The 19688-nt window shown below is 52.6% G+C and carries 15 protein-coding genes; 6 read left to right on the top strand and 9 right to left on the bottom strand.

Going from position 1 to position 19688, the window contains the following annotated elements; all coding sequences use genetic code 11:
* Nucleotides 1–66 precede the first annotated feature (66 nt).
* The 5 genes from DXA36_RS10275 to DXA36_RS10250 all read right to left on the bottom strand — a co-directional run bounded on the left by DXA36_RS10275 (nt 67) and on the right by DXA36_RS10250 (nt 8990).
* The gene (locus tag DXA36_RS10275; RefSeq protein WP_118678786.1) at nt 67–1041 is read right to left on the bottom strand and encodes a radical SAM protein; all 975 of its coding nucleotides are present in this window, start codon (nt 1039–1041) and stop codon (nt 67–69) included.
* 70 nt (nt 1042–1111) lie between these two features.
* Nucleotides 1112–2044 (bottom strand): CobW family GTP-binding protein, encoded by a 933-nt coding sequence (locus tag DXA36_RS10270; RefSeq protein ID WP_118678784.1) that lies wholly within the window; start codon nt 2042–2044, stop codon nt 1112–1114.
* On the bottom strand, nt 2041–3426 hold the full coding sequence (locus tag DXA36_RS10265) for a uroporphyrinogen decarboxylase family protein (RefSeq protein ID WP_118678782.1): 1386 nt from the start codon (nt 3424–3426) through the stop codon (nt 2041–2043). Before DXA36_RS10265 ends, DXA36_RS10270 begins: the two co-directional genes overlap by 4 nt.
* Nucleotides 3427–3677: 251 nt before the next feature.
* Nucleotides 3678–6938: a glycoside hydrolase family 2 protein gene (locus tag DXA36_RS10255; RefSeq protein WP_118678778.1), complete on the bottom strand. Its 3261-nt coding sequence runs from the start codon at nt 6936–6938 to the stop codon at nt 3678–3680.
* A gap of 45 nt (nt 6939–6983) precedes the next feature.
* Entirely contained in the window at nt 6984–8990 is a 2007-nt protein-coding gene (locus tag DXA36_RS10250) for a beta-galactosidase (protein WP_118678776.1), read from the bottom strand.
* A 219-nt stretch (nt 8991–9209) separates the two neighbouring features.
* On the opposite strand from DXA36_RS10250, the gene DXA36_RS10245 reads away from it, so the two are divergent.
* Complete coding sequence (locus DXA36_RS10245) at nt 9210–10130, top strand: helix-turn-helix transcriptional regulator (RefSeq protein WP_118678774.1); 921 nt, start codon at nt 9210–9212, stop codon at nt 10128–10130.
* Nucleotides 10131–10170: 40 nt separating this feature from the next.
* On the opposite strand, the gene DXA36_RS10240 is transcribed toward DXA36_RS10245, so the two are convergent.
* Both DXA36_RS10240 and DXA36_RS10235 read right to left on the bottom strand, forming a co-directional pair.
* Entirely contained in the window at nt 10171–11232 is a 1062-nt protein-coding gene (locus DXA36_RS10240) for a uroporphyrinogen decarboxylase family protein (RefSeq protein ID WP_118678772.1), read from the bottom strand.
* A gap of 25 nt (nt 11233–11257) precedes the next feature.
* Nucleotides 11258–12220: a helix-turn-helix domain-containing protein gene (locus DXA36_RS10235; protein WP_182479003.1), complete on the bottom strand. Its 963-nt coding sequence runs from the start codon at nt 12218–12220 to the stop codon at nt 11258–11260.
* A 184-nt stretch (nt 12221–12404) separates the two neighbouring features.
* Here DXA36_RS10235 and DXA36_RS10230 point away from each other — a divergent pair, with 184 nt between their 5' ends.
* The 3 genes from DXA36_RS10230 to DXA36_RS10220 are packed head-to-tail and all read left to right on the top strand — an operon-like array spanning nt 12405 to nt 15212.
* Entirely contained in the window at nt 12405–13265 is an 861-nt protein-coding gene (locus DXA36_RS10230; protein WP_118678768.1) for a MurR/RpiR family transcriptional regulator, read from the top strand.
* A complete protein-coding gene (locus DXA36_RS10225) occupies nt 13262–14440 on the top strand; it encodes an MFS transporter (RefSeq protein WP_118678766.1) in 1179 nt (392 codons plus the stop codon). The genes DXA36_RS10230 and DXA36_RS10225 overlap by 4 nt, the downstream gene beginning before the upstream one ends.
* A complete protein-coding gene (locus tag DXA36_RS10220) occupies nt 14433–15212 on the top strand; it encodes an alkaline phosphatase family protein (RefSeq protein WP_118678764.1) in 780 nt (259 codons plus the stop codon). Before DXA36_RS10225 ends, DXA36_RS10220 begins: the two co-directional genes overlap by 8 nt.
* Before the next feature lie 230 nt (nt 15213–15442).
* On the opposite strand, the gene DXA36_RS10210 is transcribed toward DXA36_RS10220, so the two are convergent.
* Both DXA36_RS10210 and DXA36_RS10205 read right to left on the bottom strand, forming a co-directional pair.
* Complete coding sequence (locus tag DXA36_RS10210; protein WP_118678762.1) at nt 15443–15976, bottom strand: carboxymuconolactone decarboxylase family protein; 534 nt, start codon at nt 15974–15976, stop codon at nt 15443–15445.
* Between the two features lie 51 nt (nt 15977–16027).
* Nucleotides 16028–17143: a hypothetical protein gene (locus DXA36_RS10205; RefSeq protein WP_118678760.1), complete on the bottom strand. Its 1116-nt coding sequence runs from the start codon at nt 17141–17143 to the stop codon at nt 16028–16030.
* 207 nt (nt 17144–17350) lie between these two features.
* On the opposite strand from DXA36_RS10205, the gene DXA36_RS10200 reads away from it, so the two are divergent.
* Together DXA36_RS10200 and DXA36_RS10195 are read left to right on the top strand one after the other, a co-directional pair.
* Nucleotides 17351–18661, top strand: a complete 1311-nt coding sequence (locus DXA36_RS10200; protein ID WP_118678758.1) for a DUF4474 domain-containing protein — start codon at nt 17351–17353, stop codon at nt 18659–18661.
* Nucleotides 18662–18682: 21 nt separating this feature from the next.
* Nucleotides 18683–19588: a metallophosphoesterase gene (locus tag DXA36_RS10195; RefSeq protein WP_118678756.1), complete on the top strand. Its 906-nt coding sequence runs from the start codon at nt 18683–18685 to the stop codon at nt 19586–19588.
* Nucleotides 19589–19688 lie beyond the last annotated feature (100 nt).

Genomic DNA, 19688 nt, shown 5'->3' with positions numbered 1-19688 from the left:
TATCGTAATCATAATAGATTCAGTATAGCAAACAGGATCAGAAAAGGCAACGGCTGTTATAGCTTCTCAGGCTCTTCTTTCCACCCGGTATTCCGCTTCCTCCAAAAGCTTCACTGTTTCCCGGATGCCCATCCCCCTGTTGTCCTCCGTCTTTTCACTGGTATCCCGGGGATTGATCCCCACCTCCGCATAGAGCTGGTTCACCCCTGCGAGAAGGGCCATTTTCTTAGGCTCATGTACGTTCATGCTTTTGCCCGGAGCCGCTACCAGACCGGCAACCGCCGCAATTTTGGTAAGTTCCAGGTCCGTAATTTCACCGCTGTCGGCAAACCGGGTCCCGGGGACCCCTACCCGGCCCATAACCGCCATCATATTCACCTTATAATCTCTCGCCCGGAGCATTTCATCCGCCAGCTCCTCATAGGTATGCTCCGGTCCGATAGGCTCCACGCAATAATAAAGCTCCAGCCCCGCCTTCTGTATGGCATCCAGCGTGGCAATTCTTGTTTCCCGCGGTATCCGGGTATCCGTACCCTCCCTGAGACGGACAATGTGATAGGCCCCATCAAAGCCGGCCTCCTTCAGCTGCTGCGCCCTCGTTCCGTCAAAATCCCCGATATTTGCCACCAGATGCACCCTGCGGTCCAGTACCTGACGGACCGCCCTCCCGATTTCCAGGAAACGTTCCTGGGGATAATCCGCAGTCGTCATGAGAAACAGCGCGTCAATGCTGCCCGTTTCCATCTCCCGTACCTGGGCCACCACCTCATCGCAGGATTTTTCATAGTTCTCCCCCACCACAAAATGCGTTTCCGCCAGGGAACAGAAGCTGCAGTTCCCGCTGCAGGGATATGCGTTCAAGCCGATCTGGGCAAAGACGTACCCTCTGTTACCGAACACTCTGCGGGAGCGCCCGTTAGCCGCAGCGAGCAGCTGGTAAAAGGAAGACGACGTATTCTCCGTATGCAGCAGCGCCACCGCTTCCTCCTTATTCAGAAGCGCTCCGGCTTCCGCTTTTGCAAGTATTGATGTAATATCCATTGATACCTCCTGCGTATCGCAGGCCCGCCTGCGATACCGCTTTTACAATCTTATTTTTTATGGTTCTCCATTAATGAAACGACTCAATTTTGTCCGCCGCATCCCGGCAGGCCTTTTTCACGCTTCCCGCCGTTGGCAGGCCGCTTCCCCCCAGAATGACAAGCCGGTTTACCGAAGCGGGCTGCGTTTCTCCGGGAAGGGGGTTCCAGGCATACAGCTGCCGGCTTCCGGACGTGCAGTCCGCAAGATACAGCTTTCCTTCCAGCCTTACAAACCCCTTTACCCGATAGGTATCCTTCAGGAAACGATCCAGAAAATCTTCAAATTCCTGTTTGCCGAAGCCGTCTTTTATTTCCAGCAGATAGCTTTTATTGGTAATATCCATCTGATAGATTCCCCGGCCTCCGGCCTGCGCTTCCGGCACCTCCACGGGAAGAAGCCACGGCGCCTCCACCCGTCCGAATACCGTGGTATGGATACGGCAGCCCGGCCTGGCCTCCTGCAGGATATCCAGCGTATTCTGGAGAGAGGTGCCGGATGCCAGATCCGTCTTATTCACGATGAAAACATCACTCACCGCCAGCTGCTTTTTCACCGCTACCGCCGTATGGTATACTTTTGGGAAATTCACCGCGTCCACCAGGCACCAGGCCCCTGCATAATGCAGCTCCCCGGTATCGTCCACACCGTCCAGCACCCGTTTGATGTTCATGGGATCCGACAGGCCGGAGGCCTCCACCAGGACGGCCTCCGGGTTCCTGGACAGCGAGGAGGCAAGCGCCTCCTCGAACTGATCCAGACGGCAGGTACAGAAGATGGATCCATTGACGATCTCCTTTACCTGCAGTCCTGTTTTCTGAAGCAGCGTCCCGTCGATGCCTTCCCGGCCGAATTCATTTACAATAATATCTATCGTTTCAAAGGGCAGCTCTTTTACCATGTTTTTTACGAAGCAGGTCTTGCCTGCGCCGAGGAACCCGGTAATCAGATAAACCTCCGTCATTTGGGCATAACCTCTTTCACCGCCTGCTCCAGTTCCTGCCTGGAGGGGACAAGGGAACAAAATTTTAATTCCCCGTTAATATAAAGGGAGGGAAGATTCGTCACGCCCATCTTCCGGCAGCGGGCAATGCTCTCTTTTTCCGTAAATTTATATTCCACCATGTCCAGACTGTCGCCAAAGGCCTTTTTCGCCTCCCGGGCCGCTCCCATCATATAGGTACAGGCGGCGCAGGTTGCGGAATCCAGGGTAAACACTTCCATCAGCGGTCTTTCCAAATGTTCGTAATCAGGAAGGATAACCTCCGTATCATCCTCCTGTGCCACATAATTGGAGAGCATTTCCCGCACCTTTTCAGGCTCCAGCACCGCCTGGGCAATACCTATCACGTTTTCCACCGGCACATGGTAGGGCATATCACAGCCGGGCGCCAGGATGAAATTCCTGGACACTTCCATGGAAGGCTCTGCTTCCATTTTGTCCAGCAGATCCAGTACGAATTTCATATTATCCTGCTGGGTTCCGTGAAGCATGACGGTGGTAAGGGGTATGTTCCCTCCCAGGGTGATATTGTATCTGTCGGTTATTGCCTTGGCCGCGAAAATATCCACATTTTCATCGATGGAGATGGAATCCGGCGCCGTGCGGCACATGGCTTCTATGTTCCTGGTGGCATCCCCGCATACAAAGAAGGAAGAAAAAGCGCCCAGCTCCCTGATATGGTCAAACAAGCCGGTAAAAGGCTCATGCATAAACTGTTCGAAATGATCCTCGGAAATCTGGGATATCAGCGGATCCACCACGGCGATTACATCCATTCCCGCTTCCACGTAATACTCGGCCATCCTTGCCGCCACCGCGCTGCAATAGCCGAGGAATTCCGCCACCGTATCCTCGTCATCATACATATCCATAAAAATATTGTTTCCCCGCAGATGGGCCGCCAGCGTAAACGGACCGCAGACGAGGCCGTACAGCGCCGTATTTTCCCCCACCGCCTCCTTCATCCGCCGCATAACATCCAGAACCATGGGGATACGTCCGGAATCCTTTGTGGGAATGGTGCATTTGCAGGGAACATGGATTTCATCCTCGTCCTCCAGCGGATGGCTTACCACGGAAGGCGGCGTGTCCTCCGCCCATACGAGGCCGCATCCCAGGCATTCCGCCTCTATCTGAAGGTCAAAAACCACAGGCTGCCCGAAGGGCTTATACAGCCGGTTTACTTCTATCAGTGACTGGAACAGTTTATCCCCGTCCTGCAGCACTTCTTTTGCCGTATAATTTTTTAAGAGGCCCGCGTGCACGCCGGCAAAAGGGACCCAGGGCACCTGATCCACCGGCTCATGGCGAAGTGTCTTTACTACGATTTCTTTTCTGTTCATTCGTTTTCCCTCCAATTAGTTTCCCGTTTTGATTACTATACCTTTCCTTATGGAAAAAAACTGGTAAGTTTTAAAGAAAATTTGTATTTTTTATCTGTATTCTTTTTTCATGCATTTCTTTTCATAGAGCACAAGGACCATGAATTTACCGTTAAGCCTAATAAAGACACCGTTTTTGGAGCGGATATCCTCTCTAAAAACGGTGTCTTTATATCTCCTGTTTTCCTTAGAGCCATGCTGGCCTGCCCGGATCAGCTTTCCTCTTCCCTTCCCAGCTTCGTATAAACCCTGCGGGAATAGCCTGAGGAAACCCGGACGGGAGGTTTGGTATAGCAGCCCCAGGAAAGCTCGGGATAATTGAATTCACTGTCAATGATCAGCTGCGTATCCCCGTAATCCCCTTCTCCGAAAACAAGGAAGTGATCCACAAAAACATAAGCACCCATGGATCCCGGCGCCCTTTCGCCTTTTACCGTAATGGTCAGGGTATGCTCTCCGTCAGGAAGCCCTTCCGCCGCATATACCAGCCGGCCGGGATCCCATTCATAGCCACGGGCCATTCCGGGCGTCAGCAGCCTGACACCCAGGGAAAGGGAATCCTCCATCCGTCTGCCGTCCACCATAACCTCCGCCATGCCTCCCAGAATATCGTAACTGGCGATCCAGGCGCAGCCCGTACCCGAAAAACGGCAGGTACAGGTATCTCCCTTCCGGCCGGACCAAAGCTCTGCCCCGTCCATACTGGGATATCCGGTCCTTTGCAGCTGCCAGCTGCCGCAAAACGTCACACGGGGATCCTCTCTCTTTATGACATAATCCGCCTGATGGGTCAGCCGGGCGCGGACGGAATCCGTTCCGTCCGAAAGGACGGTGAAAGCCTGCCCGCTTTTCCCGTAACCCATGGAAGCCCGGTATATATGGGATTTCATTGCTGAAAAATCCCGGGTTCCCCTCCGTCCCGTGTCACAGGGCCCAAAAAGGACCGGATCCCGTTCCTCCAGCTGCCAGTCCCCTCCGGGAGCGGCGTCCGGGACGGTACATGCCCGGGGATTATGTTTTACTGCACTGCCCTGCAGCCGGCCGATATGCCAGTCCGGGTAAGTATCCCACAGTCCCTTCCGGTTCCAGGAAAGGGTATCCATTTCTCCCGGCACCAGAAAGCGGATTCCCACTTCCTCATAGCCGCCGGAATCCGTATCATCCCCCACCCGCATAGCCAGCCTGCGCGGGCTGGCATACGGCATATCCGATACCTCATACAGGGTTTCCATGTAGCCGGCTCTGTCAATACGCAGATCAAACCGCACCCGGACCTTTCCGTAACTGCCGGCAATAGCAACCGCCGCACAGTCCTGCCGTGTTTCCCAGCGGAAGGACTCCGGTTCCCAGGGGGCAAGGGCCAGCCCCGTCAGATGCAGATACGGCCCGCCGGTCAATACCAGTTCCTTTTCCGCATAACCGGCGGTAATCAGTCCTGTTTCCGTTGAAAAATGTAACCGGAACCCATCCCCTTCCAGGATCAGGCCGTTTTCCCCTTCCCGCAAAGACGGCGCCCCAGCACAGCATGCGGGCAGCCCGGGGACCGGTATTCCCAGAGGGCGGCAGGCATCCTCCACCCTATTGCCGAAAGGATCGGTAAACGCCAGGGTAAGCGTATCGCCTTTTTTGTATGGGACCGGAATAAGCAGGCTGCCTTTCTCCCCCGGATCCAGATCCGGCCCTTTCATGCTGCCGCCTTTCCCTCCGCAGCGCCAGGTGACGTCCACCTCCTGCAGATTGGTATGGTTAAACCGGTTTTCTATGGAAAGACAGAGAACATCCCCGCAGGGTTTGGCATCTCCTTCCAGGCGGATCGGAGAATAGGCTTTACGCACATGCCAGAACTCCGGTTTTTTCCGTCTCCATCCGTCAAGGATGCCCCACGGCGCTCCCCGGTGCCCCTGTCCGCTTCCCTGCCAGACCTCGTCCACACCGGCCCAGATGGCACAGCCAAGCACACCCGGTGCGTACCACAATTTATCCCAGAACCGGCGGATCGTCTCTCCCCAGAAATCCCGTACCCCGGGATCCCTTCTCTGATCCGCACGGTCATAGCAGGGGATATGCGTGGATTCATCATGCAGCACCGGCCAGGGCACCGGCTCATGACAGCTTCTGTCAAAACTGTCCACCAGGGCGGCGGGATCCTGTTCCCAGGCCGCATAGTGCATACTCCAGACATCCGCACGGTCATCCTCCTCCCGTTGGGTGATGGGATAGCTGAAAATAGTCAGACGGCCGGGATCCTCCTGATGGGCATAGGCGTTCTCCATAGCGAGATTCCTGCCCCAGAAGCTCTCATTTGCCAGCGACCAGAGGATGACACTGGGGTGGGACCGGTCCCGTTCCAGTAACTCGGCAAACTGATTCATGAATTTGGGGGTGAACTCCGGATCATTTTCCCTGCAGTCAATTTCCTGTCCTAAAAAGGCAACCGCTGTTTCATCTTCCACATAAATACCATATTCATCGCAGAGATCCAGGAAATCAGGCCGCGGCGGATAGTGGCTGGTGCGGATAAAATTAATGTTGGCTTCCTTGAACAGACGCACATCCTTTTCCACCAGCTCATGGGTCACAGCCCGGCCGGTAACCGGGTGGATATCATGCCGGTTAATCCCCCGCAGCTTCAGCAGATCCCCATTCAGCCAGACCTGGCTGCCTTCCCTCTTTATCTGCCGGAAGCCAATGCGGCGGGAGGTGATTTCCGTACAGTTTCCTTCCTGCATCACCCTGGCGGTCAGTGTATACAGATTCGGATGTTCACTGTCCCATTTCACAGGGGCCTTTATCTCATAAACCGCAGAGAAATCCTGTCCCTCCTCCAGTTCCTCCTCCCCCAGCAGGAATTCTTTTCCCCCGGGCGCACATAAGGACAGGGAAAGCAGGCCGCTTCCTCCCTGCAGCGTGGCATAAACCGTCAGATTTGCATTTACGAATGCCTCATCAAAGGAGACATCCCCGTGCAGACGTCCCAGATATGTCCGGGGAAGGACCGCCAGGGAAACATCACGTATGATCCCGCCGAAATGGAACGGACAGATTCCGCCGGGATCATCCGTCACGCCCAGCACAAGCCGGTGCCTGCCGCCGGAACCGGTAAATTGTGTGATTTCACAATCCCAGCTCACAAATCCTCCGTAATGCTCTCCCGCCGGATTTCCATCCACAAAGACACGGGTTTGGCAGTTCACGCCGTCAAAACGCAGAAAAATCCGTTTTCCCGCCCATCCGTCCGGGATTTCCCATTCACAGGAATAGGCATATTCTTTATCACTGGCACGCTGCTGCATGGGAATGACGGTATCTTCCCAAAGATCGTCCTCCGCTTCCTCCCTCCAGAATTCCCCGCCGGGGTTTCTGCATATTTTCCAGGCTGCATCATTCAGGCTGCGCACCGGTGTTTCGATATCCATTGTCCGCCGGGGCAGCGGTATGATCTGCGGCCTTGGCCAAATACGTTTTTCATCCATTTTTATACCTCGTTTATAGGAATACCTTATCCTGACGCCGGGTTATCAATAACCTATCATCGGGACAGGCTTCGGTTTTCTGTCATATGGCTGTTTTTCTCCGTTTTTCACCTCATAGAGTACCCGTGAGGTTTCAAAAACCGCCTCCATCAGCTCCGGATAAGGCTGCATACATACATCTACCATGCCTATCTGGTAATTTTCCCCATCATACCGCCCCAGGCAGAATTGATCGTTATACTGGAACCAGTGGGCCGCCACGCCATAAGGATGGGCCGCCACCTTTTCCACAAAATATCTCCACATCACACCGCGCTCCTTCTGATCGGCAACCCCCTTGAGGCCGGTGGCAGTCAGTCCTCTGTCCAGGGCGCCGCAATGGAACTCTCCCAGAAGGATGGGCAGATCCACGCCCGCATTTTTCACAAAATCCATGTCCCTGGTGGGATCAAAATCATAGCAGTTGATGGAAAAGACGTCAAAATATTCCCAGCCCTTCATCATATCCCCATTGTATGCCTTTGACCAGCGCAGGCCCAGGTTCAGATGGTTCGGATCCACCGCCCGGCAGGCCAGGGAGGGGATGCGGATATATTCCGTGATCAGCTTTCCTGAAAATTCACGGATGTCCTTTTCCGAACCCGGATAACGCCGGGAACAGTCCGGTATCGGTTTTTCCAGATCCCCGAAGCTGACGAAGCCGGTCCCCCATACCCGGTTCAACGCTTCAACAGACGTATACTTTTCCTGCAGAAAAGTAAGCAGCCCCTTCCGGCAGCAGGTCTGTGCCGGATTTCTCAGCACTTCATCCGCAATAGCCAGGTTTTCCACAAAATTAAATTCAGGTTCGTTCCTTAAGAAATAGCCGATCAGCCACGGGTCCTCTTTCCACGCTTCCAGCTGCCTGGCATAGGCTTCCGATCGTTCCCTGTATTCCGGCGACAGCACATCGGGAAAATCCCTGAAAATCAGCGTCTGTGTGACAGGGAAACCGGGAAGCTCACGGACATAGGCCAGCCTGCCGTTCCCGCAGCCAACCCCCAGCCCCGGGAAATTCCCCTGGGAATTGATCCCGCTGCCCATCAGGATATGGCAGGAAATCTCCTCCCACTTTTCTTTCCATGCGCTGCCGTAGACCTTCTTCAGATTCATCCCTGAAAAGTTAGCCATCTTATAGTGATCCACAGGCATATAGGCGGTCCTTCTCCGGCTGCCCTCTTCCAAAAATTCCGCATAGGCGGGATCCTCCCGGGGAAGCCAGTCGCAGCAGTCCTCAAAGCTGTCGATACGTCCCCACTCCCCGGCCCTTGTTCCGCAGGGGCCAAGGGAGAAATAATCGCATCCTTCCGGATCCGTCAGATGCCATCTGCCGTCAGCCGATTTAAACGTGGAAAAATAGCCCGTCCCTTCCTTCAGCTTCCGGCGACTGTCCCCGCCCCAGATATTCCATTCCGGGAAAGGATAGGCCGCTGCGCCTTCCATCCTATGGTACGTTTCCTTCAATTCCTCTATAGAATGGATCTTTCCCGGCCACTCCCCGCCCTTCCACTGGCCGAATTCATCCACCATTTTCTTCTTCGGCACCGGGAATTCCTCCGGAAGGGTATCCGTGAGGGAAAAGTTCTCAAAACGTACCGTTACCTCATGGTACATTTCCTCCATACCCAGTTCGAACCGCTCCACGTCCTCTCGCCGGGTACGCTGGCCGTGTACCACAAGCTTCAGGGTCCCCGGCGTCCGGTTGGTAAATATGGTCCGGTTATCCAGCAAATCCAAATCCAGGCAGATTCTCGTCTTAAACCGGGGCAGGATGCCGAAACGCATAAACAGCCTTTCCTTTTCTTCCCCCGACAGGAAACACCGGAACATCATCGCCGTGGAATGATCCTCCAGCACCTCCACATCCCCTGTGAGGTAACGTTCTTCCCCTTCGTTTACCTGCGGCAGGGATATCCCGCCTCCTCCGGCTCCCAGCAGCACCGTACAGCCTTTTTCGTCCGCTTCCAGGATCCCTGCATCCCTCGCCTGTGACCGTCTGAAATCAATATTCATTCCCCTTCTCCCATCTGCCCGTATCCCGGGCTGTTTTCTCCCGCCTGCATTGCTCCGGCGGCTGTTTGGAATTTATGTCCTTCTATTTATATGATATAAAAACGAACGGGAAAAGCAATGGCGGAAACCTTGTTTTTTTATACAAAACCGTTGTCTCCGACGCATGGCCGCGTTATACTCAATATGCCCGTAATACATTTATAAGGAGAAAAGTAAGGGATGGAAGAGCTTCTTTATTATAAAATGGACAGCACCTGTATGCCTGTCGTAAAATTTACAAATAAGGTACATGTAGAGCCGCCGCACGTACATATCCGGCGGCAGCTGGAAGAATTCGTCCTGTATTTCGTTCTTTCCGGAGATATGTATCTGAGAGAAGGGGAGCGAGATTACCAACTGGGTTCCGGGGATATGCTTCTGCTGGATCCACGCCGGGAACACCGGGGGATCCGGGCGGCAGCCTGTACCTATTTTTACATCCATTTCTATCATGACCGGCTGGAAGAATGCCGTGCGTCCGCGGATGACATAAAGAACCAGGCGCTCGCCTGCCGGTTTGCCTCCCTGCAGGCGGATGAATGCGCCATACGGAAACTGCCTGCCGCCCCGATCCTTCTGCCGAAGCATATGCATGTCAGCCGGCCCGGCACCATCCTGCATCTGACGGAGCTGCTGGAACAGGTAAAGGGTTCCCATTATAACAAGCTGGAGCATTTCCAGCTGAATACCGGCTGCCTTTTCCTGGAGTTCCTGCTCGGCATGTCCCGTGAACTTACCGAATCCTTTCTGCTGGAAGGGGATGCCACACTCACCGCCCGCTCCACGCGGATTATTTATGATATCCTGACTTTTTTCCAGAGCGGCTATGCGGATGAAATTACCGGCAGTCTCATTGAGCAGAAATATGGCTGTAATTATGACTATATCAACCGGCTCTTTAAAAAGGCCACCGGGAAAACAATGCTGGCCTATCTCAACGAACTGCGTATTTCCAAAGCCAGGCAGCTGCTCTCCGACGGGACCAGCCAGATTTCCAGGGTGGCGGAACAATGCGGTTTCCATGATATTTATTATTTTTCCAGGGTATTCAAAAAATACACCGGGACTACGCCCGGTGCCTTTTCCAGAAAATGCTGCTGAAAACCGCCCTTACCTGTACCCGCCCCTGCGGGCCGCCGCTTTATTTCCGGTAGTCTCTGCAGGCCTCCACATAGGCAAAAATATTCTCCAGGGGAACCTCCGGCTCCAGCATATGGGTGGGGGCCACGAAAAGCCCTCCTCGTTCCCCGGCCGCGTCCAGATTCTCCCGGACCGCTTTTTTCACCTCTTCCGGCGTCCCATGCGGCATTACCGTCTGGGTTCCGATAGTTCCGTGGAAGGATATCCGGCCGCCATACTGCCTGCAGATCGCCTTAAAGTCCATGCATTCACTCTGGATGGGATTGAGCACATCGATCCCCGCCTCGATCAGATGCGGGATAAAAGGCTCGATGAAGCCGCAGGAATGGTAAAAAACAAGGATATCCGGATTGATGCCCTTCACCATTGCCACCAGCCTGGCAAGCCTTGGCTTCAGCCACCGGCAGTACAGCTCTTCGCTCATCATGATCGTATGCTGCATGCCGATATCGTCCCCGAAATAGATCACATCCACGCCGGCCTCGGCATAGGATCGCGCCCGCAGCATGGAGATTTCCAGCACCTTATCCAGGAGGAATTCCGCCGTATCCTCTTCCGCCATCATATCACAGAACAGGTTTTCCATCCCTCTCAGATACCATGCCGTTTCCCATATGGTCGTCTGCATGTTCCCCACCGCGATTTGATCCCGTTTCCTGATCGCTTCCACCTGCTCCTTCTGGTGGGCATTTTCCCCATGGGCAAAATCCGGAAAGGGATATTTCTGCAAATCCTGCGTATCCTCTGCATCCTCCAGCGGATGGCGCATATAGGTCATGTGCATACTGTTGGGGGATTTTTCATGCCCGATTCCCCAGATATCGATATCCGCGCCTTCCGCGAGAGGCCTTTGATAGAATCTGCGGTACTGCTGTACATCATGGCCGGGAAGCCTGATATCCTCCACCATGCGCCAGGGAAAACGGAAATACTCCTGGTAATCTTCCACACCCATCTCCTTTTTCAGCCTTTCTTCCAGATAAGGACATAAGCTGAATTCCACCGGAACCCATTCATAACCGGTACGCCTTATTAACGATAAAAAATTCTCTCTGTTTGTCATTTTTCCTTCTCCTTCCCGTAACCGTTCACTCTTTCCCCGTATTCCGGAACTCAACCGGTGTCATCCCCGTATACTTTTTAAACATACGGCAGAAATACTGGGGACTGTTAAAGCCGGTGAGGGCCGCCACCTGGGTGATTCCTTTTTCCCAGTCCCCTAACAGCTCCTTCGCCCTGGCAATGCGGAGCATGGCAATATAATGGGAACAGCTGATGCCGATGCGCTCTTCGAAGGCCTTGCGCAGGTAGCGGGAACTCACCCCCAGCTCTTTTGCCAGCTCTTCTATATTAATATCTTCCTCCAGCCTGCTGCGGATCCGCTCCAGGGCTTCTCCCAGCTTGCCCTGACGGATATCCGCCTGCAGCCGCTCCTTTTCCATATAACGGCTCAGCATGGCATACAGCTGCAGCATGGAAAAATCCAGCTGGGCCTTGCGGAAATCATCCTCCTGCCGTTTTTTGTAATACCGGCCGATTGTCTCCAGCAGGCCGCATAATTCCTCACAGTCCTGAAACACATAAAAAGGCCGGTCATACCGGAAACAGGCCAGCGTTTCCGGTATCTTTCCCGGAAGGGAAACCTGATAGATCAACTGTGTAATGGAACAGGATTTGCTCACATCCACCATAAACAGGTGCTTTTTACAGGGATTGACAACCATACAGCTCCCCCTTTTCAAAGGCACGATCACATCCTCCACCTCCATCATGCAGCAGCCTGAATTAATATAATTGATCTCCACCTGGGGATGGGCGTGGCTGTCAAATCTGTAATTTGCGGGAAAGCGTATCTTACGAATCGTCTCAATTCCAACATCATAGCTTCTGTCCGTCAAAAGTCCTGTTAAATCCTTCTCTACCGGGTTCACTGTCTGCCGTTCCTTTCTTTTTCCGCCGGAGCAAAGGGATGGTTCATGCACCGGGTTTTCTTCATCATACCTTCTTTTGGACAATCCGGCAATTGCTGTTTTTACTATAACATGCAGCATTTCCCGCTTCATTAAAGAAACGGAACGGAAATTTAATTTCATTGTACAATTCGGAATTATAACATCTTTGAAAATAAGGCTGCATTTTTTTCTTGACATTTACTTATTTTCTTTTATAATAAAATTATAAATTTAATACCATATAATAGAATTTAATTCTATTCAAAAAAGGAGAACTCCTACTATGGACAATGAAGTCTGCCTTGCCGCCATCCGTAATCATTATAACCATTTCACCAAAATTGAACGGCAGATTGCCGATTATATCCTTGCCAACAGCGAAGCGGTGGTGGATATGAATGTCGCAGGCCTGGCTGAGGCCACAGGAACCGCCGGTTCCGCCGTGATCCGCTTCTGTAAATCCACGGGTTATTCCGGTTTTTCCCAATTCCGGCTCTCTCTTGCCATGGAACTGGCACGCCGCCAGGAACCTGTTATCCCTCTGCTTTCGGCCGGTGACACCTCCAGGGAAGCAGCGCGGAAAGTATTTGACTCCAGTGTTCGTACGCTGCAAAACACCTTATCTATGCTGGATTTTTCCGTTGTGGACGCGTTAATCCATGAACTGACCAGCGCGGGCCGTATCTGTATTTTCGGTGTGGGTACCTCCTCTCCCATTGCGGAGGATGCCGAATACCGTTTTCTTCAGCTGGGATATCCCGCCTCCAGCTACAGGGATATCCTTTTTATGCCTGTAGCTGCCGGAAATATGGGAAAAGGCGATCTGGCTATAGCAATCAGCCACAGCGGGCGCACAGAGGCCACCCTGGAAGCCCTTCGGCTGGCCGGACAGCGGGGGGCGGTTACGGCAGCCATTACCAGTTACAGTACAAGCCCTCTGGCAAAGGCGGCGGATTACTCCCTCACCGCCTATCCAGACGATATGAATTACCCGGTGGAAGCCGTTTCCGCCAGGCTTTCCCACATCTGTATCCTGGATGCGATTGCCGTCATCCTCGCCCTCAAGGGCGGCGAGACTGCAGCAGGACGCATCAGAAACCGGAATGATATCCTGGAAGGGATAAGAAAGAAGGACGAATCATGAAAAAAGCATCCGGCCGGCTTCTGTTCCTTGTTTCGTATCTTGCCTATGCTTCATTGTACATAGCCCGGCTGAATCTGACGGTGGCTTCTCCTGTTATGCAGGAGGAACAGCTCATGTCCGCCTCTCAGATCGGGATTATGGGAGGAGGCTTTTTCCTTTTTTATTCCGCGGGGCAGCTTCTCAACGGCTTCCTGGGGGATATTTTCCCGCCGAAACTCATGGTAATGTCGGGGCTGTTCCTTACTGCGGCATCCAATCTGGGGATCGGTTTTCTTCCCGACAGCAGGATTATCATCCTTTTATGGGGAATCAACGGCTTTGCCCAATCCATGCTTTGGGGGCCTCTGCTGAGGAGTATTGCAGCCTGTTTCCCGCCCCGCCGCAAGTCCTTTCTTGCTTCTATCCTGGTTTCCTCGGTGGGCACCGGAAGTATCCTGGGCGTATTTCTTGCTACAGCCGCGATACATTTCGGAACCATCCGGGATGCCTTTTTATGGCCCGGATTTCTGGCCCTGCTGGTATTTTTTGTCGTGCTGTTCCTATTTTCCTCCGCCCGCCCCGTTTCTTCCCGCGGGAAGGAAAATACCTGCGTTCCTCTTTTCACACCGAACCTCTTACTGCTGCTGGCCGCGGCTATGTGCCATGGTGTCCTTAAGGACAATATCAATCTATGGGCCGCATCCTATTTCATGGAAACCTTTCATGTCGATCTGGTAACCATGTCCTTTTATGTATTCGCCATTCCTTTCCTGAGCCTTGCCGGCAGGCTGCTTTATCCCCCGTTGTACCGGCTGCTGGGAGGAAACGAACACCGGGTATCCATTTTTTCCCTTGCCCTTGCTTCCTGCTGCCTCCTCCCCCTTTGTTCCGGCAGGCTCCCTCTGGTGCCGGCTGCTGTTTGTCTCAGTATTACATCCGCCTCCATATCCCTGGCAAACACATCCTTCCTCACCATTTACCCCATGCGCTACGCATCCCGCGGCTGTGTTTCCAGGATTGTGGGCCTTATGGATTTTGCCACCTATCTGGGTGCGGGAATCAGTTCCTCCCTTTATGGAATCTGGCTGGAAAACCATACCTATTCCGGCATGTTCCTTTCCTGGGCCCTGCTGTCCTCACTCGCTGTTTTATTTGTAGGAATCGTACAGAAAAAAAAGGAGAATCCTAATGAATGAAAAAATGATACTCATATCCATTGACGGTATGCGCCCCGACGGCTTCACCGCCTGCGGTCATCCCTTTTCCCGGGAGCTGACAGAAATAAGCAGCTATACCCTGAACGGCCGCTCCGTCCTCCCTCCGGTAACCCTTCCCTGCCATACCTCCATGTTTTACGGTATCCCACCGCAGCGCCACGGAATCCTTTCCAACATGTATACTCCACCTGTACGGCCGGTCAGGGGAATTGCCGAGCAGCTGAACAGGGCAGGAAAAAAATGCGCCGCCTTTTACAACTGGGAACCCATCCGTCATATCTGGCAGTCGGAAACCATGAAATATACTGCCTATTTCAATGCCTATGAGGAAGAAAATTCCGACCGTCTGCTCACCGAGCAGCTTCTTAAGCTTCTTTCGCGCAAGGCCCCGGATTTTCTTTTCCTGCATCTTGTGGAAACCGATGAAAAAGGCGGTCATGATCATGGATGGATGTCCCCGGAATACCTGGAGCAGCTGCGCAATGCCCTCTCCTGTGCGGAACAGATTTACCGGGCGGCAGGGCAGGATTATCACCTTATCATCACTGCTGATCATGGGGGACATCAACGGACCCATGGGGAGGACTGTCCGGAGGATATGACCATTCCCATGTTCTTTTACGGCAAGTCCTTTGAACAGGGACGAAAGCTGGAAAACGCCTGCCTGCTGGATCTTGCTCCCACCATTGCCTGGCTGGCAGGTGTTCCTGCCAGCCGCGAATGGGAGGGTAACATTATTCCCCACCTGTAAGGGGATCAGCGAACATGCCCCGGCATTCCGGGCACCATGGATCCCATCTGTTTCCTCAACCTTGAAGTGATACCGGAAACGCTGTACGGCGTCCGTATCCTGCATGGCTGTGAGATTTAGAAGTAAACAAAAGCTCCCTGCTGAAAACAAGACTGTAATCGTGTTGCTCTCAGCAGGGATGCTTGTCGAAGCACCTTACGGGCTTATGTACTTCACTTATTTTCCTTCCGTCATTGCCGGGTGATATTATCCCATGAAGTCGGCTCGTCGTCCAGATCGATTTCGAGATTTTCCAAAAATCTTGCCGTCATCATATAGTGTCCAATCAGTATAATCAGCTCCGCCGTTTCTTCCTCATCCAGATAATTTTTCAGAGTTTTCCAGGTATTTTCCGATGCCTTGACCTGCGTTACACATTCGTTGACAAATGCCAGGACGGCCCGCATCCGCTCATCGAAATATTCCCCGTCATTCTCCGCAATCGCTTTGATATCCTCTTCCTTCCATCCCTGCTGCTTTGCCAATCCTCTGTGCTGCATGAGTTCATATTCACAGCGGCTCAGATATGCCACCCTGACAATCACAAACTCGCGTATATCGGGGGACAGCTTCGTAAAACGGAGCGCTGTTCCCAATGCCGCATATCCCTTTGTCAGCGTCTTGGTAAGCAGAAGCCCTTTAATCAGGTTGGAAGGAAACAGGTCATACTGCGCCTTTTGCTCCTCATCCATTTCTTCTCTTGTCATCAGCTTTACTCTTGCCATATGTAGCCCTTCCTTTCCTTACTTCTGTGCGGGGCAGCGGAGGAACCGCTTTTACACCGTTACGGGAACCTGGTTTTCCAATACCCTGATCATCTGACGCACACATTCCAGTACCGCCTCATCATTTTCTTTTAACTTCTCTATCACCACTCCTATCATATCTCCATAGTAATGGGATTTCCAGTCGTTCCAGTCAATGCATTCCTCCAGTCCGATGAGCGACCATGCCAGATCATGGGTATAGCCGTAACGCCAGTTCACCGTATGGATAAACTCCCCAAACGCCGGTCTCCCAAGCACGGCCACGTCATTTATCCCGTCATAAACGCTCCTGCTCCCGGAATCCGGGAGATATGACCGGAAAACCTCGGCAAAATTATGGCTGTTAAACGTGTGCCACATTGTTTCCGCAAGCCTCTTCATCCGCACTTTTCTTCCGTCGGGGGTATCCCCGCCAAGGCTGTCGGGACCATATGTCCCCATTTTTTTCTTATATTCCTCCCAAAGTTTTTCCTCCAGGCTAAAAAGCATTACCCGCTCTATCCGTTTTAACCCGTCGGCAAGCGAATACTTCGGCACCGTCTTATCCCCCACAAGATACAATGCTTCTATGCCCCCAAAAGTAACCGCCGGATCCGGTGATTTCTGGGCACACCTGAAATCCGGACAGATAATATCATCCCCGTTTAGCCCTGAAAGGACCGCATACGGGACACTGTTATCTTTCAGCTTCGCAATTACAGGCCTGTCCTTGCCCACAGAAGCTGCAATCTCATCCCGGAACGCAGCAGCTTCTGTCACCGTCCGATACCCATAACCCGCAAAGCCGAACAGGAATTCTATAGTATCCGCAGAACCTCCGTCATAGAAATCAGCCTCATTAATCCTTTTTTCCATTTCTGTGACCGTACCGTCAAACCGGCAGCGCAGCGCACTATGCCCGCACATAGTATCAAACAGGAAAAACATCCTCTCCTGCGCCGCATGAGGTTTGGTCGCACAGTTTCCGCAGCTGTTACACTGCCCGTTCTCCCACTGGCTGCAATATGTCACCTTCCCGTCCGGGCACCCCATCCCCTCCAGATACATATAAACCGACGTAAAACAATTAATAAAAGTAGTTGACGCAAACCCGGAAAACGGAACCCGGAAAGCAATCTCTGCCATACCCCATACCCTCCTGTCACAAAGTCAAATACACCGCATTTCGCTGCCCGCAGAAATAAAACGTCCCACAACAGTTTCCCGATCTTACTATCAGCTTACAATACAATCGACGGACCGGCAACCACAAATTTCCCACTGTCACCTTTTGTCGAATTACGCATATGGTATATCAGGAAACAGAACGCCTATATAAAGGAGCATTACATTATGATAAAGATTATTGTTTTATGTATTGCCGGCGCGCTCGTTCTGGGTCTTCTTCTGTTTTTGATCATCTGGAAAATCCGTTCGCGCCGCTTCTCTCCTACAAAGGATAAAAACAGTCAGCAGACACAGCTGAACCAGGATTTGGAAAATGCCGGCTTTGCCTATGACAGGCGCCGGGATATTTTTTATTCCCTGCAAAACTGCTGGCAGCGGGAAATGGGCTATTGCCGTCTTTATGACGAAGGCTCGCCCGGCTTCAATATGGTGATGCATTGTGAACCGGTGACATTTTCCTATAATAACAAACGTTGGCTCATTGAACTTTGGAAGGGCCAGTACGGCATCACCACCGGCGGTGAAATCGGCATTTACAACACGGATAAAGAAGATGTTTCCGTGGAAGGTTTCTCCGGCCCCTTTTATGAAAGCGCACAGGATCAGGAAATGCTTCCCATGAGCTTTGTCCTGCGTAAAAACGGAAAAAACCTGTTCAAATGCAACGCTACCCACTGGTGGCTGACCGGCTTCCGGCTCGGCGAATTTTCTTCCCCGGACTCCCTTTCCATGGACGCCCGGATTAAATTCCCGGATCCCGAAATGCGGAACGCTTTTGTGAATGCCCTGACCGGCCTGGGGTACCAGCCTCATGAATACGCAGTCCGTAAGAATACGGTAACGATTCATTATACCGTTCCCCACAGCGAACAGCCCGCTACCCAGGAAAACATTCCGAAGGCTGTGGTGCAGACTACCAACCACAACAACTGTATCCTCTATAACCAGGTAACCCACAAATATAAAGATACCCTGGATAAACTGGAGTATCTGAAAAATATGGTTCCGGAGCTGTATGAATTCTGTATGCATTCCTTATATGCACGCGGATTTTATGAAGCGTTTTCCTGGCTGCTCGACCTTATCCATGGAGGCCACAAGCCCCATCCGGTACCGCCGCCGAAGCCTTTTCCGCCGAAACCGTGCCCTCCCGGGCCATGCCCGCCGAAGCCATGCCCTCCCTGCCCGCCTTGTCCTCCCTGCCCGCCCTGTCCTCCTTGTCCCCCTTGCCCGCCCTGCCCCTCCAGGCCCTGCGGCGGAAAAAGGCTGCCTAACCGGATCTGTACTCCATATGACTGCTGTGATAACTGCTGTCCGTCGGATCCGTGCCGCTGCAATAATAACTGCGGTGAATGCCGTCCTTACTCATGCGGCTGCCAAAATACCCCCTGCAGCGGATATCAAAAGACCTACTGCAGCATAAAACGCGGCGGCGACTGCGGCGAAAACCAGGATAATTCCTGCGACGGGAGGTAACTGCTATGGGAGGTGACTACCATGCCCCGTGTATACACAAAGCTAGAAAAGCTCTATGAACGCTCGCCGGTAATCCCCTACCAGAAGGATTCCAAATTCATCATCATGAGCGACTGTCACCGGGGGCAGGGAAATGTGGCCGATAATTTTTTACCCAACCAGAATATTTTTTACGGAGCGCTGGAATATTACTACGATCATGGATTTACCTATATTGAACTGGGGGATGGGGATGAGCTTTGGGAAAACCGTTCCATCAACGTCATCCTGCGGACACACAGCCGGGTTTTCCGTCTGATGAATGATTTTTACCGCCAGAAACGCCTCTATATGATGTATGGGAACCATGATATCGTAAAACGCCGCCGCAGCCTGCTGAAGCAGGAATGCCGGAATTATTACTGCGATACCATAAAAAAAGAAGATACCTTCCTGAATAAAATCCCTTTCCCCGAAGGGCTGATTCTGCAGAATGAAGAAGACAACAGCCATTTATTCCTCGTCCATGGCCATCAGGGAAGCCTGCTGAACGACGAACTGTGGCCTCTGGGAAGGTTCCTTGTCCGGTATGTATGGCGTCCCCTGGAACTGGTGGGCTTTAAAGCCCCAACCGGAGCCGGACGCTCCATGAAGCTGGTGGAAAAAATAGAAAAGGATCTCTGCTCCTATGCCAATACGTACCATAAAATCCTGATAGCCGGCCATACCCACCGTCCGGTTTTCCCCCATCCGGGGGAATGCCCTTATTTTAACGACGGAAGCTGTGTCCATCCCCAGTGTATCACCGGCCTGGAAATAGAAAACAACGCCATCACGCTGGTAAAATGGGCAATTTCCACCACACCGGACCGCCTTTTGTATATTGAGCGGCAGGTTTTGGATGGCCCCGAGCGGATAGCGGATTATGAAGAAAAGTACCTGCAGTAAACATGCAAATAGGATACGTACGGAAGATAAATCGATCACAGGCTCCCCCTGCTTCATCCCGGAATGGGATACGTCTGGCAGGGGGAGCCTGTTTTATGAG

The sequence above is a fragment of the Eisenbergiella sp. OF01-20 genome (assembly GCF_003478085.1).
Lineage (GTDB): Bacteria > Bacillota > Clostridia > Lachnospirales > Lachnospiraceae > Eisenbergiella.
This window is presented reverse-complemented; position numbering and strand designations above follow the sequence as displayed.

Excerpts from the sequence above, each read along its gene's own strand:
- DXA36_RS10250 (WP_118678776.1), bottom strand. The coding sequence starts at position 8,990 with ATGAATATTGATTTCAGACGGTCACAGGCGAGGGATGCAGGGATCCTG.
- DXA36_RS10205 (WP_118678760.1), bottom strand. The coding sequence starts at position 17,143 with ATGGCAGAGATTGCTTTCCGGGTTCCGTTTTCCGGGTTTGCGTCAACT.
- DXA36_RS10240 (WP_118678772.1), bottom strand. The coding sequence starts at position 11,232 with ATGACAAACAGAGAGAATTTTTTATCGTTAATAAGGCGTACCGGTTAT.
- DXA36_RS10220 (WP_118678764.1), top strand. The coding sequence starts at position 14,433 with ATGAATGAAAAAATGATACTCATATCCATTGACGGTATGCGCCCCGAC.
- DXA36_RS10225 (WP_118678766.1), top strand. The coding sequence starts at position 13,262 with ATGAAAAAAGCATCCGGCCGGCTTCTGTTCCTTGTTTCGTATCTTGCC.
- DXA36_RS10245 (WP_118678774.1), top strand. The coding sequence starts at position 9,210 with ATGGAAGAGCTTCTTTATTATAAAATGGACAGCACCTGTATGCCTGTC.
- DXA36_RS10235 (WP_182479003.1), bottom strand. The coding sequence starts at position 12,220 with ATGCTGCATGTTATAGTAAAAACAGCAATTGCCGGATTGTCCAAAAGA.
- DXA36_RS10265 (WP_118678782.1), bottom strand. The coding sequence starts at position 3,426 with ATGAACAGAAAAGAAATCGTAGTAAAGACACTTCGCCATGAGCCGGTG.
- DXA36_RS10210 (WP_118678762.1), bottom strand. The coding sequence starts at position 15,976 with ATGGCAAGAGTAAAGCTGATGACAAGAGAAGAAATGGATGAGGAGCAA.
- DXA36_RS10195 (WP_118678756.1), top strand. The coding sequence starts at position 18,683 with ATGCCCCGTGTATACACAAAGCTAGAAAAGCTCTATGAACGCTCGCCG.
- DXA36_RS10270 (WP_118678784.1), bottom strand. The coding sequence starts at position 2,044 with ATGACGGAGGTTTATCTGATTACCGGGTTCCTCGGCGCAGGCAAGACC.
- DXA36_RS10200 (WP_118678758.1), top strand. The coding sequence starts at position 17,351 with ATGATAAAGATTATTGTTTTATGTATTGCCGGCGCGCTCGTTCTGGGT.
- DXA36_RS10255 (WP_118678778.1), bottom strand. The coding sequence starts at position 6,938 with ATGGATGAAAAACGTATTTGGCCAAGGCCGCAGATCATACCGCTGCCC.
- DXA36_RS10230 (WP_118678768.1), top strand. The coding sequence starts at position 12,405 with ATGGACAATGAAGTCTGCCTTGCCGCCATCCGTAATCATTATAACCAT.
- DXA36_RS10275 (WP_118678786.1), bottom strand. The coding sequence starts at position 1,041 with ATGGATATTACATCAATACTTGCAAAAGCGGAAGCCGGAGCGCTTCTG.